14 protein-coding genes and 1 tRNA gene are annotated in these 17,008 nt (G+C 59.0%); 8 read left to right on the top strand and 7 right to left on the bottom strand.

Annotation, left to right across the window (positions count from 1 at the left end):
• From ABD720_RS14075 to ABD720_RS14045, 7 genes are all read right to left on the bottom strand, one after another.
• Positions 1–946 (bottom strand): DUF6531 domain-containing protein (locus tag ABD720_RS14075; RefSeq protein WP_344763974.1); only part of this gene is annotated, 946 nt, incomplete at its 3' end.
• An 11-nt stretch (positions 947–957) separates the two neighbouring features.
• Positions 958–2,181, bottom strand: a complete 1,224-nt coding sequence (locus tag ABD720_RS14070; RefSeq protein WP_344763973.1) for an OmpA family protein — start codon at positions 2,179–2,181, stop codon at positions 958–960.
• Positions 2,182–2,648: 467 nt separating this feature from the next.
• Positions 2,649–3,692 carry an aldo/keto reductase gene (locus ABD720_RS14065; protein WP_344763971.1) on the bottom strand — a complete coding sequence of 348 codons (1,044 nt, stop codon included), beginning with the start codon at positions 3,690–3,692 and terminating at the stop codon, positions 2,649–2,651.
• Positions 3,689–4,732 (bottom strand): quinone-dependent dihydroorotate dehydrogenase, encoded by a 1,044-nt coding sequence (locus ABD720_RS14060; RefSeq protein ID WP_344763969.1) that lies wholly within the window; start codon positions 4,730–4,732, stop codon positions 3,689–3,691. The genes ABD720_RS14065 and ABD720_RS14060 overlap by 4 nt, the downstream gene beginning before the upstream one ends.
• Before the next feature lie 83 nt (positions 4,733–4,815).
• Positions 4,816–5,538: an arginyltransferase gene (locus ABD720_RS14055; RefSeq protein WP_344763967.1), complete on the bottom strand. Its 723-nt coding sequence runs from the start codon at positions 5,536–5,538 to the stop codon at positions 4,816–4,818.
• 40 nt (positions 5,539–5,578) lie between these two features.
• On the bottom strand, positions 5,579–6,325 hold the full coding sequence (gene aat / locus ABD720_RS14050; RefSeq protein ID WP_344763965.1) for a leucyl/phenylalanyl-tRNA--protein transferase: 747 nt from the start codon (positions 6,323–6,325) through the stop codon (positions 5,579–5,581).
• A 44-nt stretch (positions 6,326–6,369) separates the two neighbouring features.
• On the bottom strand, positions 6,370–6,945 hold the full coding sequence (locus tag ABD720_RS14045) for an NUDIX hydrolase (protein ID WP_344763964.1): 576 nt from the start codon (positions 6,943–6,945) through the stop codon (positions 6,370–6,372).
• Between the two features lie 200 nt (positions 6,946–7,145).
• On the opposite strand from ABD720_RS14045, the gene ABD720_RS14040 reads away from it, so the two are divergent.
• The 8 genes from ABD720_RS14040 to truB all read left to right on the top strand — a co-directional run bounded on the left by ABD720_RS14040 (position 7,146) and on the right by truB (position 16,891).
• Positions 7,146–7,222 (top strand) — tRNA-Met (locus ABD720_RS14040).
• 193 nt (positions 7,223–7,415) lie between these two features.
• A complete protein-coding gene (gene scpB, locus ABD720_RS14035; RefSeq protein ID WP_344763988.1) occupies positions 7,416–8,231 on the top strand; it encodes an SMC-Scp complex subunit ScpB in 816 nt (271 codons plus the stop codon).
• Entirely contained in the window at positions 8,228–10,099 is a 1,872-nt protein-coding gene (locus ABD720_RS14030) for a pseudouridine synthase (RefSeq protein ID WP_344763963.1), read from the top strand. Before scpB ends, ABD720_RS14030 begins: the two co-directional genes overlap by 4 nt.
• 327 nt (positions 10,100–10,426) lie before the next feature.
• Positions 10,427–10,912 carry a ribosome maturation factor RimP gene (gene rimP, locus ABD720_RS14025; RefSeq protein ID WP_344763962.1) on the top strand — a complete coding sequence of 162 codons (486 nt, stop codon included), beginning with the start codon at positions 10,427–10,429 and terminating at the stop codon, positions 10,910–10,912.
• Positions 10,909–12,468, top strand: coding sequence for a transcription termination factor NusA (gene nusA / locus ABD720_RS14020; RefSeq protein WP_344763961.1), 1,560 nt, complete (start codon positions 10,909–10,911; stop codon positions 12,466–12,468). Before rimP ends, nusA begins: the two co-directional genes overlap by 4 nt.
• A 50-nt stretch (positions 12,469–12,518) precedes the next feature.
• A complete protein-coding gene (gene infB / locus ABD720_RS14015) occupies positions 12,519–15,341 on the top strand; it encodes a translation initiation factor IF-2 (RefSeq protein WP_344763960.1) in 2,823 nt (940 codons plus the stop codon).
• Between the two features lie 182 nt (positions 15,342–15,523).
• A complete protein-coding gene (rbfA, locus tag ABD720_RS14010) occupies positions 15,524–15,913 on the top strand; it encodes a 30S ribosome-binding factor RbfA (RefSeq protein ID WP_344763958.1) in 390 nt (129 codons plus the stop codon).
• Between the two features lie 42 nt (positions 15,914–15,955).
• On the top strand, positions 15,956–16,891 hold the full coding sequence (gene truB, locus ABD720_RS14005) for a tRNA pseudouridine(55) synthase TruB (protein ID WP_344763956.1): 936 nt from the start codon (positions 15,956–15,958) through the stop codon (positions 16,889–16,891).
• Positions 16,892–17,008: the final 117 nt, after the last annotated feature.

Below are 17,008 nucleotides of genomic sequence, written 5' to 3'. Positions count from 1 at the left end.
CCTGGTAACCGAACGTCGAAACGCGCTGGGCGGCTCCGGTACTTTCAGCGACGCTGATGCCGGTCAGCAGTGTCGGGTGTTGTGCATCTTCGTAGTGGTAGTGGCGCTCGGTGCGCGTTGGCAGGCGTACCCGGATCAGATTGGCGAGCAGGTTTGATGGGGTATTGGCCGGCGAGGTACTGCCATAGCGATAATCAAAGCGTCCGACCGGACTGTCGATGGACTGGACACCATTGAACCCGGTGCGGCTGCGCGCTGTCTTGCGGTCCGGATAGTTCAGCTGCAGTTGCCGGCCCTGCGGATCAGTGACCTGAATCAGCAGGCCTGCGTTGTCGTACAGCAGGCTGACGAATTCGCCGGTGGGCGCCGTGATTTGTTCGAGCTTGCGCTGGTGATTGAAGCGCCAGACCTGGCCATCATGCCGTTGCCAGACAAATTCATCGCCGCGACTAGTGCGCAGGATTTCGATGCTGCCGTTGGCCGGATCGCTGGTGCTGCAGAGTGACCGGTTGAGCGGGTCACGGTTGAAGATGATGCGGTGACCGTCGGCTTCGATCAGCTGGAGCGTGTTGCCGACGGCAATCAGTTCGACTTCATACGACAAGCGCCAGCCGCGTCCGATCAGGCCATTCGGGACGTTCGGTGTGCCGAATGCGCTGTTGTAGTGTCGTACGATTTCCAGACCGAGCACACCCGGCAGGGCCGGCAAGTCGGTGTCGCGCTGGTACTTGTTGCCGGTGATGAGGTTGATCGGATTGCCGGCACAGGCGACGCCCGGATTGCCGGCGGTGGGTGCCGTGCATTGCCGGGTTTGCTTGTTCTGCGCGTGCACCGGGAACGCCGCCAGTAGCACCAGGAGCAGCAGAAAATACAGCGTGCGAAAGAGGTGGCAAGTCGATGTCATGGCGGTCAATAGTCGGTCGGAGGTCGTATCAATGAAGGGCAATTGCAGCTCGCCTACGGATTGAGGGTCACATCGACCCGTCGGTTTGGTGCGAGGCAGCGTTGCAACGCGACGCCGGTCTGGCCCGCGCATTGCGCCAGTTCCACCTTCAGATTGGCCGCGCCATGTCCGGTCGCACGGATCGGCAAGCCCGACAGGCCGTGGCCGAGCAAGTAGGTCCTGATAGTCTGGGCACGTGCCGCTGACAGCGCCAGATTGGTCTTGTCGTTACCGATCTGGTCGGTGTAACCATCGACGCTGACCGAGGTATAGCCACCCGCATTGGCTGAGGCAATCAGCGTGTCGAGTTGCGTCATGCCGGCTGCGGTGAGCGTTGCCTGCCCGAAGGCAAAGGTGATATCGCCCGGGACGACGACGGTGACCGCTACCGGGTCAGGGCAGATCGGACATACGCCACCAGTGCAATTGCCACCGGGTTCGGTCGGGCTCGGATTGCCTGGAGGTGATGACGGTGGTGGTGTGTTGCATGGCGGGGAAGTACAGCCCGCCGGCGGTTGCGTCACTGGTGGCGGATTGCCCGTATTACCGGGATCGGCGCCATTGCCGGTGCCCGGGCCGGAGAGGTTGTTTCCCTCGATCGCGTCCGATTGCATCTGCACCATCACATCGGTCACCACCGGAATGCGCCCTGCACGCAGCAACGTGGTGCGGATGCCGCTGGTGCCGTCATCCTGTAATTGCAGCAAGCCCAGATAGAGCGACCCGACCAAGGGCACTTGCGGTTTGTAGCCGGTCGTGATGCGCAGCTTGAGCAGGTTGGCATCCTGGATGCTCTGGCCCGATTGCGTGCCGATCACGGCTGTTCGGGTTTGCTGGCCGCTGTTCGGAATCACGCGTTTGCCGTTACCGACGCGGGCCTGTAATGCCGCGACATTGAAGTCCTGAAAGCTCTCGGTGGTAGGATTGCGTATCTCGACTTGGGCGTGGGTCTGGATATCGGCCAGCGCCCGGGCGGCCGATGCCGCAAGCGCTGCCGGATTGGTGCCGCCGCCGTAGAGTGGCGCCAGCGCGGTGGCGTAGGCATGTTCGATTGTGGTCAGGTTGGCGTGACCGGTGCTGCCGGCGCGGGCAGCCATGAAACTGGCGTGGTTGTAGTGGTTCCTGGCGAAAAACACCAGGCCGTACTGGAGGACTGCCAATCCGATCAGCGTGATGACAGGACCAATCACGATGAATTCGATCATTGCGGAACCGCGACGGGAGGTCAGGGATGTCATGTTTCAGAATGGAAGTCGCGCCAGCAGACGCAGGATGTTCCGGTAGTTGATGACACTAACTATCGGTTGTTGAATGCTACCGGTGACACCGGGAGTTCTTCATCACGGCGTGCAAATTGAGGTGCTGGCGTGGTCGGGCGCACAACGTTTTTATGCGAAGGGCCAAGCCGGGTGGTCTGCGAAGCGCAATATCGGGACGGGCAATTGGCCGGATCAGCAGTTGTCTTGCAAGTATTGCCGCTGGCAGTGATGGGGAGAGTGACTGTTGCTGAAATGCAGCGGTGGTTTGCAGCTGATGATGCAGGTTGAGTTTGGTAGCCGGGCCTACAGGGTGCCTTTTCTATGCGTGCAATTCGCCCGGCCGTCGACACGGGCCGATGTCCACCATGCGGTGAGGAACGTGATCTGATCAGCGGCGCAAATGAAGCCCGGCCGAAGCCGGTGTCATTCGCTTTCTGCCGCCAGATTCATTGCCCCGGATTCGTCATCTCGGCATGAATTACATTAATCGCCGCGATCACGTCGTCCTGCAGCACGACCGAATACGCATCGATATTTTCTTTCAACTGCGCCACGCTGGTCGCACCAATGATCGTCGAGGCGACAAACCAGCGCGAGTAGCACCAGGCCAGCGCCAATGCAGTCGGCGTCATCCCGTGCGCAGCTGCCAGTGCGGCGTAGCGGCGTGCTGCTTCGATCACGCTGGTACGCAGGTAGCGCGGGCTCCAGGTTGGCGGGAATAGTGTCAGTCGGCCACTGGCATTCGGGTCCGTCAGATATTTGCCGGTCAGTTGTCCGAACGCCAGCGGACTGTAGGCCAGCAGGCTGACCTGTTCACGAAAACAGGTTTCATCCAGCGCGCCTTCAAAGCTGCGGTTGGCCAGGTGATAGCCGTTCTGGATCGAGGCAATGCGTGGCGTGCCGTGCAGTTCGGACTGCTTTACGAATTCGCTGACGCCCCAGGCACTTTCATTGGAGACGCCGATATGCCGAATCTTGCCGGCCTTGACCAGGCCGGCTAGCACATCGAGGGTTTCGGCGATCGGGATGCAGGGCCGTTCGGCGTTCGGATTAAAGGACAGCTGGCCGAAAATCGGTACGTTGCGGCTGGGCCAGTGCAACTGATACAGGTCGATCGTGTCGGTTTGCAGGCGCTGCAGGCTGGCGTCGACAGCGGCGTGGATATTGGCGGCATCCAGATTGTTTTTGCCGCCGCGTATCCAGGTCATGTTCGGGTTGGGGCCGGCGACTTTGGTGGCTAGCACGATGTCGTTGCGCCGACCGGTTTTTTTCAGCCAGGTGCCGATGATGCGTTCGGTTGCGCCCTGGGTTTCGGCCCGCGGCATGACCGGGTACATCTCGGCGGCATCGACGAAATTGATGCCACGTTCGAGCGCGTAATCGAGTTGACTGTGCGCTTCGGCTTCGCTGTTCTGCTCGCCGAAAGTCATGGTGCCAAGGCAGACGGCGGAGACCTGCAGGTCGCTGGTTCCCAGCTGGATTTTTTTCATGACGTACTCCGTAAGGCGCTGGCGCAGTCGCGCACCAGTGCGGGACCGCGATAGATCAAACCGGTGTAGAGCTGGATCAGCGCTGCACCGGCATCCTGTTTTTCTTTGGCATCGGCGCCAGACAGAATGCCGCCGACACCAATGATCGGAATGGTGTCGCCCAATTCTGCCTTCAGCGCCCGGATTACTGCGGTCGACAGAGCCTTCACCGGCGCGCCTGACAGGCCGCCGGTTTCGTCGGCATGCGCCAGTCCTTTGACGGCGTCGCGGGTGACGGTGGTGTTGGTAGCGATGACGCCGTCGATGCGATGGCGCAGCAATGCATCGGCAATCGTCTTGATTTGCTCGCCATCGATATCGGGTGCGATTTTCAGTGTCAGCGGTACATAGCGGCCATGCTGATCGGCCAGGCGCTGCTGGGCATTTTTCAATTGCGACAGTAGCGCGTCGAGCTCGTCGGCGCCTTGCAGCTGGCGCAGGTTTTTGGTGTTGGGCGACGAGATATTCACCGTCACATAGCTGGCGTAGGGATAGATTTTTTCGAGGCACGCCAGATAGTCGTCGGCCGCGCGCTCGATCGGCGTGTCGGCATTCTTGCCGATGTTCAGGCCAAGGATGCCTGCCTTTTCCTGATGAAAACGCGACGCCTGTACGTTGCGCACGAACGCATCGACGCCGCCGTTATTGAAGCCCATCCGGTTGATCAGTGCATTGGCCTGTGGCAGCCGGAACATGCGCGGTTTCGGATTGCCGGGTTGCGCACGCGGCGTGACGGTGCCGACTTCAATGAAGCCAAATCCGAGCGCAGCCAGGCCGTCGATGTAGGCGCCGTCCTTGTCCAGTCCGGCAGCAAGGCCAACCGGATTAGGAAAACGCAAACCCATCACGGTGCGTGGATCGGCCGCCGGTTTTGGCAGTAAACGGGTCAGTCCCAATGCGACTGCGCGGCGTAGCGAGGGCAGGGTCAGGTTATGCGCATCTTCGGCGTCAAGCAGGAAGAGCAGCGGGCGGGTAGCAGCGTAGAGAAGTTTATCGGACACGAGTGAGGCAGAAAAAAGAGGTTGAAATGACGAAGCGTGGTGCGGTCGTGACTGGTGCTACTCAGAGCAAGTTCAGAGCAAGCTCAGAGCAGCGCCCACTGCCCGAGGCGCAACGCTTCAAGCGGTTTGAAATTGATTTTGTACGCCATCTTGGGACTGGCTTCGATCCAGTAACCCAGATAGACATAGGGCATGCCCAGAGTTTTGCTTTGCTCGATTTGCCAGAGTACGTTGTAGGTGCCGAAGGACGTCCCTTCCAGATCGGGCTCATAAAACGTATAGACCGACGACAGGCCATCGTCGAGCACATCGATGATGCTGACCATGCGCAGCGTGCCGTCCTTCTCGCGGAACTCGACCAGTCGCGTATTGACTTTGCTTTGCAACAGAAACTGCGCGTACTGGTCGCGGCTATCCTGATCCATGCCACCACCGGCATGGCGTGCGGCCTGATAGCGCAGGTACAGATCATAGTGTTCGTGGCTGTAGGCCAGTTTGGTCACGGCCACTGTCAAATCCCGGTGCCGGGTCCAGGCCCGACGCTGACTGCGGTTGCGCACGAAGTCATTGACGATCACGCGCACTGGTGTGCAGGCCTGGCATCCATCGCAATACGGTCGATAGGTAAAAACACCGCTGCGCCGGAATCCGGACTTGACCAGTTGCGAGTAGACGTCGGCGTTGATCAGGTTGGAGGGCGTGGCTACTTGCGAACGTGCCATCCGGTCGCTCAGATAGCTGCAGGGGTAGGGCGCCGTTGCATAAAACTGCAAGGTCGAAAAGGGCAGCTCTTTAAGATGCGTCATGGTGGAAGCCGAGAAACAGGAGTGTGTGCGCCATGGGTAGTCATTTCGCAGTGAAGGTTCCCGAGCCTGCCGATGCCGCAGCCACTTGCGCGACCGGCCAGTTGTCGATTTGCGGTTCTGCCGTCGCCTTGCGCACGTGCTGCAAAAATCTGGCCCGCGAGATGGGGTGCGCTCCCAGCGACGCCAAGTGTGCAGTCTCCTGTTGGCAGTCTATCATTGATACACCGTTTCTCTGGAGGAATTCTACCAGGTGGACGAGGGCAATCTTGGACGCATCCCTGACGCGTGCAAACATCGATTCGCCGTAAAACATGGTGCCGATACTGACGCCGTACGCACCACCCACGAGCTTGCCGTCGAACCAGACTTCAGAGGAATGCGCGAAGCCCAGACGGTGCAGGCCGCAGTAGCCTGCGACGATGTCTTCACTGATCCAGGTGCCGTGACCGTCCCGACGCGGTTCCGCACAGGCACGCATGACCTGCTCGAATGCCCCGTCAAAACGTACTTCCCATCGCGCATCCCGGCTCATTTTGCGGCGCGTTTTTTTCAGGCTGTCTGACACGATCAGGTGATCTGTAAATAGCACCATGCGCGGTGCGGTACTCCACCAGAGGATGGGCTGATCTTCCGAAAACCACGGAAAGATACCTTGCCGATAGGCCTGCAGCAACCGCTGCGGCGACAGATCGGCACCTGCTGCCAGCAGTCCTGCCGCACCATCGGCTTCAGTCAGCGCCTGGTCGACATCAGGAAATGGCGTATCGATTTCTAGCCAGGGAATCATCCGGTCAGCAGCCTGTGGATAAACACGTCATGGTGGGTGGCAAGTTACTCGGTGGCGGCGCGCATGGGTTTCATGATGTCGCGTGCATGAAAACCGAACGGAGCGCCTTCCCGGACCTTGCGCATGTCGGCAAAAAAGTGCTTCAGGGTTTCCGTGACCGTCGGGAAGGCGATGTCTTTCCATGGCATCGTTGATTCCGTGAACATCGCCACTTCGAGGCTTTCTATGCCGGCCAGATAATTCAGGTCCAGCAACGTGGCGCGGTAGAACAGATGCACCTGATGCACGTGCGGCACATTCATCATGCTGAAGAGGTCATGCAGCTGGATGTTCGCGCCGGCTTCTTCGACGGTTTCGCGCAGGGCTGCATCGGCTGTGGTTTCTTCATTTTCCATGAACCCGGCTGGCAGGGTCCAGTATCCAAGGCGTGGTTCAATCGCCCGTCGGCACAGCAGTACCTGGGTGTCGCCGTCCTGGTCCCATACCGGGATGGCGCCGACTACCAGTTTGGGATTCTGGTAATGGATCACGCCGCATTGCGAACACACATAGCGCAGCCGGTTATCGCCGGGAGGGGTCATTAACGCAACTGGATGCGCGCATTCGGAACAAAATTTCATGGCAGGCCACTTGTGAGTTGGAAACAAAGTCGTGAAAACGAAAGCTATAACGAAAGCTATAACGAAGGCTTTAACGAAGGCTTTGATACGCAGGTCCGTGGCGCGAAGAATATCGGCGCCGACCCAAGTGTATCACTGCGAAATGCCCGGCGAAGTCGTTGCAAAGTCACTCGATACGCTGTATATTTCGACCAATCAGACGCGGGGTGGAGCAGTCTGGCAGCTCGTCGGGCTCATAACCCGAAGGTCACAGGTTCAAATCCTGTCCCCGCAACCAAGTCTCATCAGTTCTAACATCAGTTAAAACGTTAAAACATCAGTAAAAAAACTTCCCGCTCATAAATATCTCCTCCTTGCATGGGCGACGGAACGCAGCATCAACGGTTTTTTTTGCCGGGTAGCCATTACAAGTGGCTGCTGCTGAATACAAACACTGGAATGTGCACCACAAGCCGGACAATAAATTACGAATGAATACCGCTGAGGCAAAAAAAGTCCTCGAAACCGCCTTGCTGTGCGCTCATGAGCCTTTGTCGATCAACGGCATGAAGAAGCTCTTTGTCGACCAGGACGGGCACGGCGATGATATAGGCGCCGATACCATTCGGACCATGCTTGAGCAACTGCGTACAGACTGGGCTGACAAAGGAATCGAAGTCGTCAGCCTCGCGACGGGATGGCGATTCCAGAGCCGGCCGGAAATGAAGATCTATCTTGAGCGCCTCAACCCCGAAAAGCCGCCGAAATATTCCCGCGCGACCCTGGAGACGCTGGCAATCATCGCGTACCGGCAGCCGGTGACACGGGGTGATATCGAAGAAATTCGCGGTGTTGCAGTCAATTCGCAAACGATCAAGATGCTGGAAGAGCGCAACTGGGTAGAGGCAATCGGACACCGTGACGTGCCGGGCCGACCGGCCCTGCTGGCGACGACAAAGCAATTTCTGGATGATCTCGGCTTGGCCTCGCTGGATCAGATGCCGCCGTTGCAACAGGCACTCAAAGGATCTCTGCAAGAAGGTTTGCTGGAGCAGATGCAGGAGCTGGATGCCAGTTTTCAGCCTGGCCTGACGCAAGAAACACAGCAAAAAACGCAGCAAGCAGCAATTGGCCTTGCCCTGGCAAGTCCCGTAGAGAAGCAGTCGCCGTTGGCGGCAGAAAACCAACCTGATAACGAAGTAGCCGCATCTGTATTGGATCAGTCAAGCAGTCACCCCAATGCGCATGCGCCTGACCTGATGGCCGGCACTCTGCCGGTCGAGCACAATAAAGAATCGAATAAATGAACTCCTCCAAGCCCACCGATGCCAGCCAGATCGATACCTCATCCCCTGCGGCGATCGAGCCCAAGGCACCGCGCAAGCGGACGCCCCGTGTAAAACCGCCGGCCGCCGAACAGGATGCCGTATCGGTCGCGCAACCGGTGTCTGCGGAAGCGAGCGTGGTGGTGGAGAGTGCTTCTTCTGTCAGCAATGCGGGTGACAGCGCGGCCGCAGAGCCGCGGCGCAATGTGCGCGGTCCACGCAACATGCGTCGGACGCGTCCGCCCGCCGAGCGTGCCGTTGCGGTTGCCGGTGACGCAGAGGCAGGAGACGCCGAGACCCGACAGGTGCAGGGCGATGCTGCTGACGCCGATGGCAATGCAATCGCCGCCGTGCGGCCACCGAGACAGCATACCCCGCGAGAGCCGCGCGAACAGCGCGCCCGTTCCGGTGAAGAGCGATCCAAGGGGCCGAATGCCGGTCAAAAGCCCCGTTCAAAACCCGCCACAGGTGCGCCGCGCAGCGGTCCCCGCGGCGTCGATGCGGACGCCGTCTTCTCGTTCGTTACTTCAGCCGCTTTCGATGATTCTGCCGCTGGTGACGAAGGATCGGCAGGCGCAGGAAAAAACAGCCGCCAGGCACCGCCGAAAGTTGTCCGCCGTGACCTGACCGCCGATGACGATGCGCCAAAATTACACAAGGTGCTGGCCGAAGCCGGGCTCGGTTCGCGCCGGGACATGGAAGAGCTCATTGTGGCGGGTCGGGTGTCTGTCAATGGCGAGCCAGCGCACATCGGTCAGCGCATCCTGGCGACCGATCAGGTCCGTATCAACGGCAAGCTGATTCAACGTCGTGTCAGCAAGCGGCCGCCGCGGGTGCTGGTCTACCACAAGCCTGCGGGCGAAATCGTCAGTCACGATGATCCGGATGGCCGTCCGTCCGTGTTCGAGCGGTTGCCGAACATGAAGGCCGGAAAATGGCTGGCAGTTGGCCGGCTCGACTTCAATACCGAAGGCTTGTTGCTGTTTACTACGTCGGGCGACCTCGCTAACCGGCTGATGCACCCGCGCTACGGCATTGACCGCGAATACGCAGTCCGCACGCTGGGTGAGCTCGAAGAAGGCATGCGCCAGAAGCTGCTGGCCGGCGTCGAACTTGAAGATGGTCTGGCCCAGTTTTCACGGGTCGCCGACGGTGGTGGCGAAGGCGTCAACAAATGGTATCGGGTCACGATTGGCGAAGGCCGCAATCGTGAAGTCCGTCGCATGTTCGAGGCAATTGGGTTGACCGTGTCGCGCCTGATTCGTACGCGTTATGGTGCGCTGGTACTGCCGCCCAACCTCAAGCGTGGTCGCTGGGAAGAAATGGACGAGCATGCAGTGCGCGATCTGCTGAAAATCAGCGGACTCGAAAAAACCGTCGGCAAGGGCGATACGCCCAAAGGTCGCAGCGATTACCAGGACAGTGAAGGCGGCGTCAACGGCAACAGGATCGAGCGCGCTCCGGCAAATTCCCGCACCAATGCGCCTAACGGCAACCGTGCTCCGGCACCCGAAGCGGGTCAGTGGCAAGGCAAGTCGCGTAGCGGCCCACCGCGCGGACCGGGTGGTTTTGCGGGTCCAGGCCAGGCGCGCAGTGGTCCGGGTGGTTTCGGTGGTGGTCAGGGACGAGCGCCGGCAAAGCCGCGTAGTCGCCAGCCTGATCCGATGCAGACGGCACTCGGTTTTCCGAATTCGGGTCAGCAGCGTCGCAGTGGCGGTGCCGGGCGCAGCGGTCCGGGCGGTCAAGGCGCGGGTGGGCAGGGTCGAGGTGGTCAGGGCGGTCAAGGTCAAGGCGGTCAGGGTGGATTCGGCGGCAATCAGGGTATGCCGCGCCGCCGCACGCGTGGTTGAATCCGACTTGTTGGTTGTCTTGCAAAGACGACTTTTTGTGGCGCTGCAATAGCTGAAAAGGGATGGCTTTTTCCGTCCATTTCAGCATTGCAGCGCACAACCTAATCGACTATAATGCGGCAGTTAACAAAATCGCAGTACGGCGAACATCGCAGTGCAGCGAAAACCGCCGAAAAAGACAGTTCAAGAACAAGAGCAGTCGGCGGTGAAGTTAATAGCAAGATGGGCACATGCCCATTTTTTTTTTGGTGAACAGATTGTTCTGTTGCAGTCGGCACCGCAGCGCGTTGATCGCCCTGCCTGTATCGCCCCATTCGGAGAATGCCCTTGCAGTTGCTGGATTTGATAGAAAAAACCGTGGTTGGCATGGACTATGAGCTGGTCGATTTCGAGCAGGCCGCGCGCGGTCTGCTGCGCGTATTTATCGATTTCACTCCCGAGCAGGCCGAGCGTGGCATGATCACCGTCGAAGATTGCGAGAAAGTCACGCATCAGCTGTTGCATGTGCTGACCGTCGAAAACGCCGTCTACGAACGGCTTGAAGTGTCTTCCCCTGGTCTCGACCGACCGCTGAAAAAATTGACAGACTACGTACGCTTCGCAGGCATGGAAGCCACCGTTAAATTGCGCATGCCGATGCCGGGCGCCGCAAACCGGAAATCATTTCAGGGCATTCTGCATGCACCCGAAGACGGTCATTTGAAGTTGGAATTCGAAGGAAGCGAAGGGCCGGCGATGCTTGAGTTTGCGCTCGCCGATGTGGACAAGGCACGCTTGGTGCCGAAAGTGGATTTTAGGAGTCGCAAAGCATGAGTCGCGAAGTTTTATTGTTGGTTGATGCGCTGGCGCGCGAAAAAAATGTCGACAAGGATATCGTCTTTGGAGCGCTCGAACACGCGCTGTCCCAGGCGACCAAAAAACGTTACGAAGGTGACGTCGACATCCGCGTAACGATCGATCGTGAAACGGGCGTGTTCGAGTCGTTCCGCCGTTGGCACGTGGTTCCGGATGAGGCTGGTCTGCAGCTGCCCGATCAGGAGATCCTGCATTTCGAGGCGCTCGAGCAGATCAGCGACATCGAGGTCGATGACCATATCGAAGAGCCGATCGAGTCGGTTGATTTCGGTCGTCGCTTTGCCCAGGACACCAAACAGGTCGTCCTGCAAAAAATCCGTGACGCCGAGCGCGAGCAGATTCTTGCCGACTTCCTCGATCGCGGTGACGCGATGGTGACGGGCACGATCAAGCGGATGGAACGTGGCGATGCCATCGTCGAGTCCGGCAAGATCGAAGCGCGTTTGCCGCGTGACCAGATGATTCCAAAAGAAAATCTGCGTATCGGTGACCGTGTCCGTGCGTTCATCCTGCGGGTGGATCGCAACGCACGTGGCCCGCAAGTGATCCTGTCGCGCACCGCAGCCGAATTCATCATGAAACTGTTCGAGCTCGAAGTTCCGGAGATCGAGCAGGGCCTGCTGCAGATCAAATCGGCAGCGCGTGACGCCGGCGTTCGCGCCAAGATTGCCGTATTTACCAGCGACAAGCGGATCGACCCGATTGGTACTTGCGTCGGCATGCGCGGTTCCCGCGTTCAGGCCGTCACCGGCGAACTCGGCGGCGAGCGTGTCGACATCGTGCTGTGGTCCGAAGATCCGGCGCAATTCGTCATCGGTGCACTGGCCCCGGCCAACGTGTCGTCGATCGTGGTCGACGAAGAGAAGCATGCAATGGACGTCGTGGTCGACGAGGAAAACCTCGCCATCGCGATTGGCCGCGGTGGACAGAACGTCCGCCTTGCTGCAGAACTGACCGGCTGGCAAATCAATATCATGACGGCCGAGGAATCGGCCAGCAAGTCGGCCAACGAGACAGCGGCCATTCGCACGCTGTTCATGGAAAAACTGGATGTGGATCAGGAAGTCGCAGACATCCTGGTTGACGAAGGTTTTGCCAGCCTGGAAGAAATCGCGTACGTGCCGATCAGTGAAATGCTGGAGATCGAATCGTTCGATGAAGATACCGTCAATGAGTTGCGGACCCGCGCCCGTGATGCCCTGGTAACGGAAGCGATTGCTTCTGAAGAAGGTCTCGAAGGCATGGATGATGCATTGGCCACGATGGAAGGCATGGACCGGGTTACCGCCGGCAAACTTGGTTTGGCTGGCGTCAAAACGCTGGCGGCATTCTCAGGTTTGGCCTATGACGAGTTTGGCGCGATCCTGGCTTTGCCAGCAGACCGCGCACGGCAATTGATAGACGATGAATTTAAAGATGTGACCGATGAAGAGATGAAGCTCATCGATGCCAAGTACGATGATCGTGTCAAGGCGCTGCAAGCCAAGGCATGGAACCTCGCGGAAGCCAAATGATCCGAGAAGTTCGATTATCATCTACCGCGCCACATAGAAAAGAGGACTGAATGGCGAGTAACAACGTAGCCCAATTTGCGACCGAGCTGAAGATGCCGGCTGATTTGCTGTTAACCCAGCTGCGCGCTGCTGGCGTGGAAAAAAGCACCACCGACGATGCGCTCTCGAAAGATGACAAGGACAAACTCCTGGATCACCTGCGTCGTGCCCACGGTGTTGCTGCTGACAGCGAAGCCAAGAAGATCACGCTGACCCGCAAGGAGACGACCGAGATCAAACAGGCCGACGCCACTGGCAAGTCACGGACCATTCAAGTCGAAGTCCGCAAAAAACGTACTTTCGTGCAGCGCGACGAGACGCCGGTTGCGCAGGCGCCCGTGGCAGTTGCACCGGTTGCACCTGTCATCGACGAAGCCGAAGTGGCCCGTCGTGCCGAAGAAGCCCGCCGCCAGGCCGCGCTGATTGCACGTCAGGAAGCCGATCTGCGCGAGAAGCAGGAAACGCTGGCCAAGCTCGAAGCAGAGAAGGTCGCCCAGGCCAAAGCCGTCCACAAGGCCGAGCTCGAAGCCCAGAAGGCCGCTGTCGTCGAAGCACCTGTGGTTGTCATCAAGCCGGACGAATCCGTGCTCGATGAAAAGAAACGCGTCGATGCCGAAGAAGCCAAAAAGAAGGCTGCCCAAGCTGCCAAGGATGCTGCCAAGATAGCCACCGACAAGGTCGCAGCAACCGAGCGCGCACGCCAGGCTGTTGCGGACGAAGTTGCGCAGATCAAGCTCATGATGAGCGCGCCGCGTCGTGCCATCAAGGCACCAGAGCCAGTCGCTCCGCCGGTCGTTGCGAAAGCACCGGAAGGCACGTTGCACAAGCCTGCCGACAAGAAGCCGACCGACAAGAAAGACGAGAAAAAGCCGGTCGTTGCCGTCGACAAGAAGTCGATCAAGTCGGCCAATGTTTCGTCGACATGGCAGGACGACGCCAAAAAGCGCGGCGCAGGAATCAAGACCCGCGGCAATACCGGCGGTGGTCGCGATGCATGGCGCGGTGGTCCGAAGGGACGTCGCCCGGGCCATGGCGGAGACGAGCGCGAAACCAATTTCCAGGCGCCGACCGAAGCGGTCATCAAGGATGTGCTGGTGCCGGAAACCATTACGGTTGCCGAGCTGGCGCACAAGATGGCAGTCAAGGCATCCGAAGTCATCAAGCATCTGATGAAGCTGGGCCAGATGGTCACGATCAACCAGGTTCTCGACCAGGAAACCGCGATGATTCTGGTGGAAGAGATGGGCCATACCGCCCATCCTGCCAAAGCCGATGATCCGGAAGCGCTGCTGGAAAATGGCGTCGAACATGCCAATGCCGAATCGTTGCCACGTGCACCAGTCGTCACCGTCATGGGTCACGTCGACCATGGTAAAACTTCCCTGCTGGATTACATTCGCCGTGCCAAAGTGGCGTCGGGTGAAGCCGGTGGTATTACCCAGCATATCGGGGCGTATCACGTCGAAACACCGCGTGGCATGATCACCTTCCTCGATACGCCAGGTCACGAAGCCTTTACGGCAATGCGTGCCCGTGGTGCGCGTGCAACCGACATCGTTATTTTGGTGGTGGCTGCCGATGACGGCGTGATGCCGCAGACCAAGGAAGCGATTGCCCATGCAAAAGCTGCCGGCGTACCGCTGGTCGTGGCGATCAACAAGATCGACAAACCGGGTGGAAACCTGGATCGCGTCAAGCAGGAACTGGTTGCCGAACAAGTCGTGCCGGAAGAATACGGCGGCGAGTCGCCATTCATCCCTGTGTCTGCAAAGACCGGTGAAGGTATCGACGCGTTGCTGGAAAACGTCTTGCTACAAGCCGAAGTACTGGAACTGATGGCGCCGGTGACGTCGCCAGCCCGTGGTCTGGTGATCGAAGCGCGCCTGGATAAAGGTCGCGGTCCGGTTGCAACGATTCTGGTGCAGTCTGGTACCTTGCGTCGCGGTGACGTGGTGCTGGCAGGTTCGGCCTATGGTCGCGTTCGTGCCATGCTGGATGAAAATGGCAAGGCCATCACCGAAGCTGGTCCATCGATTCCGGTCGAGATTCAGGGCCTGACCGAAGTGCCGGTCGCCGGTGAAGAAGTCATGGTCATGCTCGATGAGCGCAAGGCGCGTGAAATCGGCTTGTTCCGTCAAGGTAAATTCCGCGACGTGAAGCTGGCCAAGCAGCAGGCCGCGAAATTGGAAAATATGTTCGACCAGATGGCCGAAGGCGAAGTCAAGAACCTGCCGATGATCATCAAGACCGACGTGCAGGGTTCGCAAGAAGCGCTGGTGCATTCGATGCAAAAGCTGTCGACTTCCGAAGTACGTGTTCAGGTCGTGCATGCGGCAGTCGGTGGTATCACCGAGTCCGACGTCAACCTGGCGGTCGCCTCGAAAGCGGTCATCATCGGCTTCAACGTGCGTGCCGATGCACAGGCCCGCAAGCTGGCCGAAGCCAATGGCGTGGATATTCGTTACTACAACATCATTTATGATGCTGTCGACGAAATCAAGGCAGCGATGTCGGGCATGCTGGCACCAGAGAAGCGCGAGCAATCGCTGGGTCTGGTCGAGATTCGTCAGGTCCTGCTGGTCAGCAAAGTCGGCGCGATTGCCGGTTGCTACGTGCTCGAAGGCCTGGTACGTCGCGGCGCATCGGTCCGACTGCTGCGCGACAATGTGATCCTGTGGACCGGCGAACTCGATTCGTTGAAACGCTTCAAGGACGACGTCAAGGAAGTCAAGTTTGGCTTCGAGTGCGGTCTGACCCTGAAGAACTTCAACGACATCAAGGAAGGCGATCAACTGGAGATTTTCGAAGTGCAGGAAGTCGCCCGCTCGCTGTAATCCGGCTGCAACGCTAGTACCAGCACAGGCCTGCGTGGCTGTGCGATGTCCGACCTGCAAGGGTGGGGCATCGCACAGGTACCCAGGCCTGTACTATTTGGAGCACCCCATTCGCATTTCCGGCGTAGCAGTGAACCGGCTTCCGGCCTCACCATTGCGTCGTATTTTTAAAGTCCCCCATCATGGCAAAGCACAGTAAAACCATTCCCGTCCGCGGCATCCGCGTGGCCGACCAGATCCAGCGCGACCTCGCCGAGATCGTGGCCTATGAACTGAAAGACCCGCGCGTCGGCATGATCACCGTCACCGAGGTGCAACTCACGCCCGATTACGCGCATGCCAAGGTGTTTTTCACGATGCTCAGTGACGAGGCCGAGACCATCAAGAACACGGTAGCCGGCTTGCAGCAGGCATCCGGTTACATACGCGGCCAGCTTGGCCGTCGGTTGCATGTCCATACCTTGCCGCAACTGCATTTCGTGCACGATACGTCGACAGCACGCGGCATCGAATTGTCGAAGCTGATCGATGAAGCGAATGCAACGCGCTCCAAGGACGACGACCAGGCCTGAGCCGGGTTTTCGTTACCTGATCACACCACTCATTAGAATTTCATGGCCACTTTCCCCCCACGGAAAAAACGTGTTCCCGTCCACGGCGTGCTGTTGCTCGACAAGGCCGCCGGCCATTCCAGCAATGACGTTCTGATCAAGGCCAAGCGCCTGTTCAATGCCGAAAAGGCCGGGCACACCGGTACGCTCGATCCTTTTGCAACTGGTTTGCTGCCGCTGTGTTTTGGCGAAGCGACCAAGTTCGCGCAGGATTTGCTGGAGGCCGACAAGACCTACGAAACCGTGATCCATCTGGGCCTGCGCACCGACACCGGCGACACCGAAGGCGTGATCCTCGAAACACTGCCAGTGGATGTCTCACGGGCTCGCATCGACGAAGTCCTGGCGCAATTTCGCGGACCGATCGACCAGGTGCCGCCGATGTATTCGGCGCTCAAGCGCGACGGCAAGCCGCTGTACGAATATGCCCGCGCCGGCATCACGCTGGAACGCGAGGCGCGCCCGGTGGTGATTCATTTGCTGGAGTTCGTCGATTTCGACTCGCCATTTCTGACCTTGCGGGTGCGCTGCAGCAAGGGGACCTATATCCGTGTGCTGGGCGAAGACATCGGTGCGGCGCTCGGTTGCGGCGCGCATCTGAAGGCATTGCGTCGTACGCAGGTCGGTACCTTGTTGCTGGCCGACGCGGTCACGCTGGAGCAACTGGCGGCGGTCGCCGAAGAAGAGCGCGGCACCATGCTCGATCCGGTTGATGCGTTGCTGGACAGTTTTCCGGTGCTGGCATTGACCGATGAATTGGCACGACGCTTTCTGCATGGCCAGCGGATTTCACTCGGCAAGGAAGATGTCGCGCTGCCTGCCACCACTGGCCGGGTGCGGGTTTATCGGGCCAGCGACGATTGCCTGCTCGGCACCGGCCAGATGCAGGAGTTTGGTGTCGTTGCACCAGAACGCCTGGTTTCTACCGCAGCAAAATAAATCTGCCCGAATCTGATCGGATCGCCGTTGAAAAGACACGGCGTTTTACGATTTCGTGCAACGCAGCATGTTAGAATGCACGGCTTTTGAAATTACACACTCATTTCTTGACGCTTC

The organism is Actimicrobium antarcticum (assembly GCF_039536745.1).
GTDB classification, from domain to species: Bacteria; Pseudomonadota; Gammaproteobacteria; order Burkholderiales; family Burkholderiaceae_D; genus Actimicrobium; species Actimicrobium antarcticum.
The sequence above is the reverse complement of the archived record's forward strand: the minus strand, read 5'-3'. Positions and strand labels throughout refer to the sequence as shown.

What these genes read in the sequence shown, in the direction of transcription:
- infB (WP_344763960.1), top strand. Translation starts at nt 12,519, where the DNA reads ATGGCGAGTAACAACGTAGCCCAATTTGCGACCGAGCTGAAGATGCCG.
- rbfA (WP_344763958.1), top strand. Translation starts at nt 15,524, where the DNA reads ATGGCAAAGCACAGTAAAACCATTCCCGTCCGCGGCATCCGCGTGGCC.
- aat (WP_344763965.1), bottom strand. Translation starts at nt 6,325, where the DNA reads ATGATTCCCTGGCTAGAAATCGATACGCCATTTCCTGATGTCGACCAG.
- truB (WP_344763956.1), top strand. Translation starts at nt 15,956, where the DNA reads ATGGCCACTTTCCCCCCACGGAAAAAACGTGTTCCCGTCCACGGCGTG.
- nusA (WP_344763961.1), top strand. Translation starts at nt 10,909, where the DNA reads ATGAGTCGCGAAGTTTTATTGTTGGTTGATGCGCTGGCGCGCGAAAAA.
- ABD720_RS14070 (WP_344763973.1), bottom strand. Translation starts at nt 2,181, where the DNA reads ATGACATCCCTGACCTCCCGTCGCGGTTCCGCAATGATCGAATTCATC.
- scpB (WP_344763988.1), top strand. Translation starts at nt 7,416, where the DNA reads ATGAATACCGCTGAGGCAAAAAAAGTCCTCGAAACCGCCTTGCTGTGC.
- ABD720_RS14055 (WP_344763967.1), bottom strand. Translation starts at nt 5,538, where the DNA reads ATGACGCATCTTAAAGAGCTGCCCTTTTCGACCTTGCAGTTTTATGCA.
- ABD720_RS14065 (WP_344763971.1), bottom strand. Translation starts at nt 3,692, where the DNA reads ATGAAAAAAATCCAGCTGGGAACCAGCGACCTGCAGGTCTCCGCCGTC.
- ABD720_RS14045 (WP_344763964.1), bottom strand. Translation starts at nt 6,945, where the DNA reads ATGAAATTTTGTTCCGAATGCGCGCATCCAGTTGCGTTAATGACCCCT.
- ABD720_RS14030 (WP_344763963.1), top strand. Translation starts at nt 8,228, where the DNA reads ATGAACTCCTCCAAGCCCACCGATGCCAGCCAGATCGATACCTCATCC.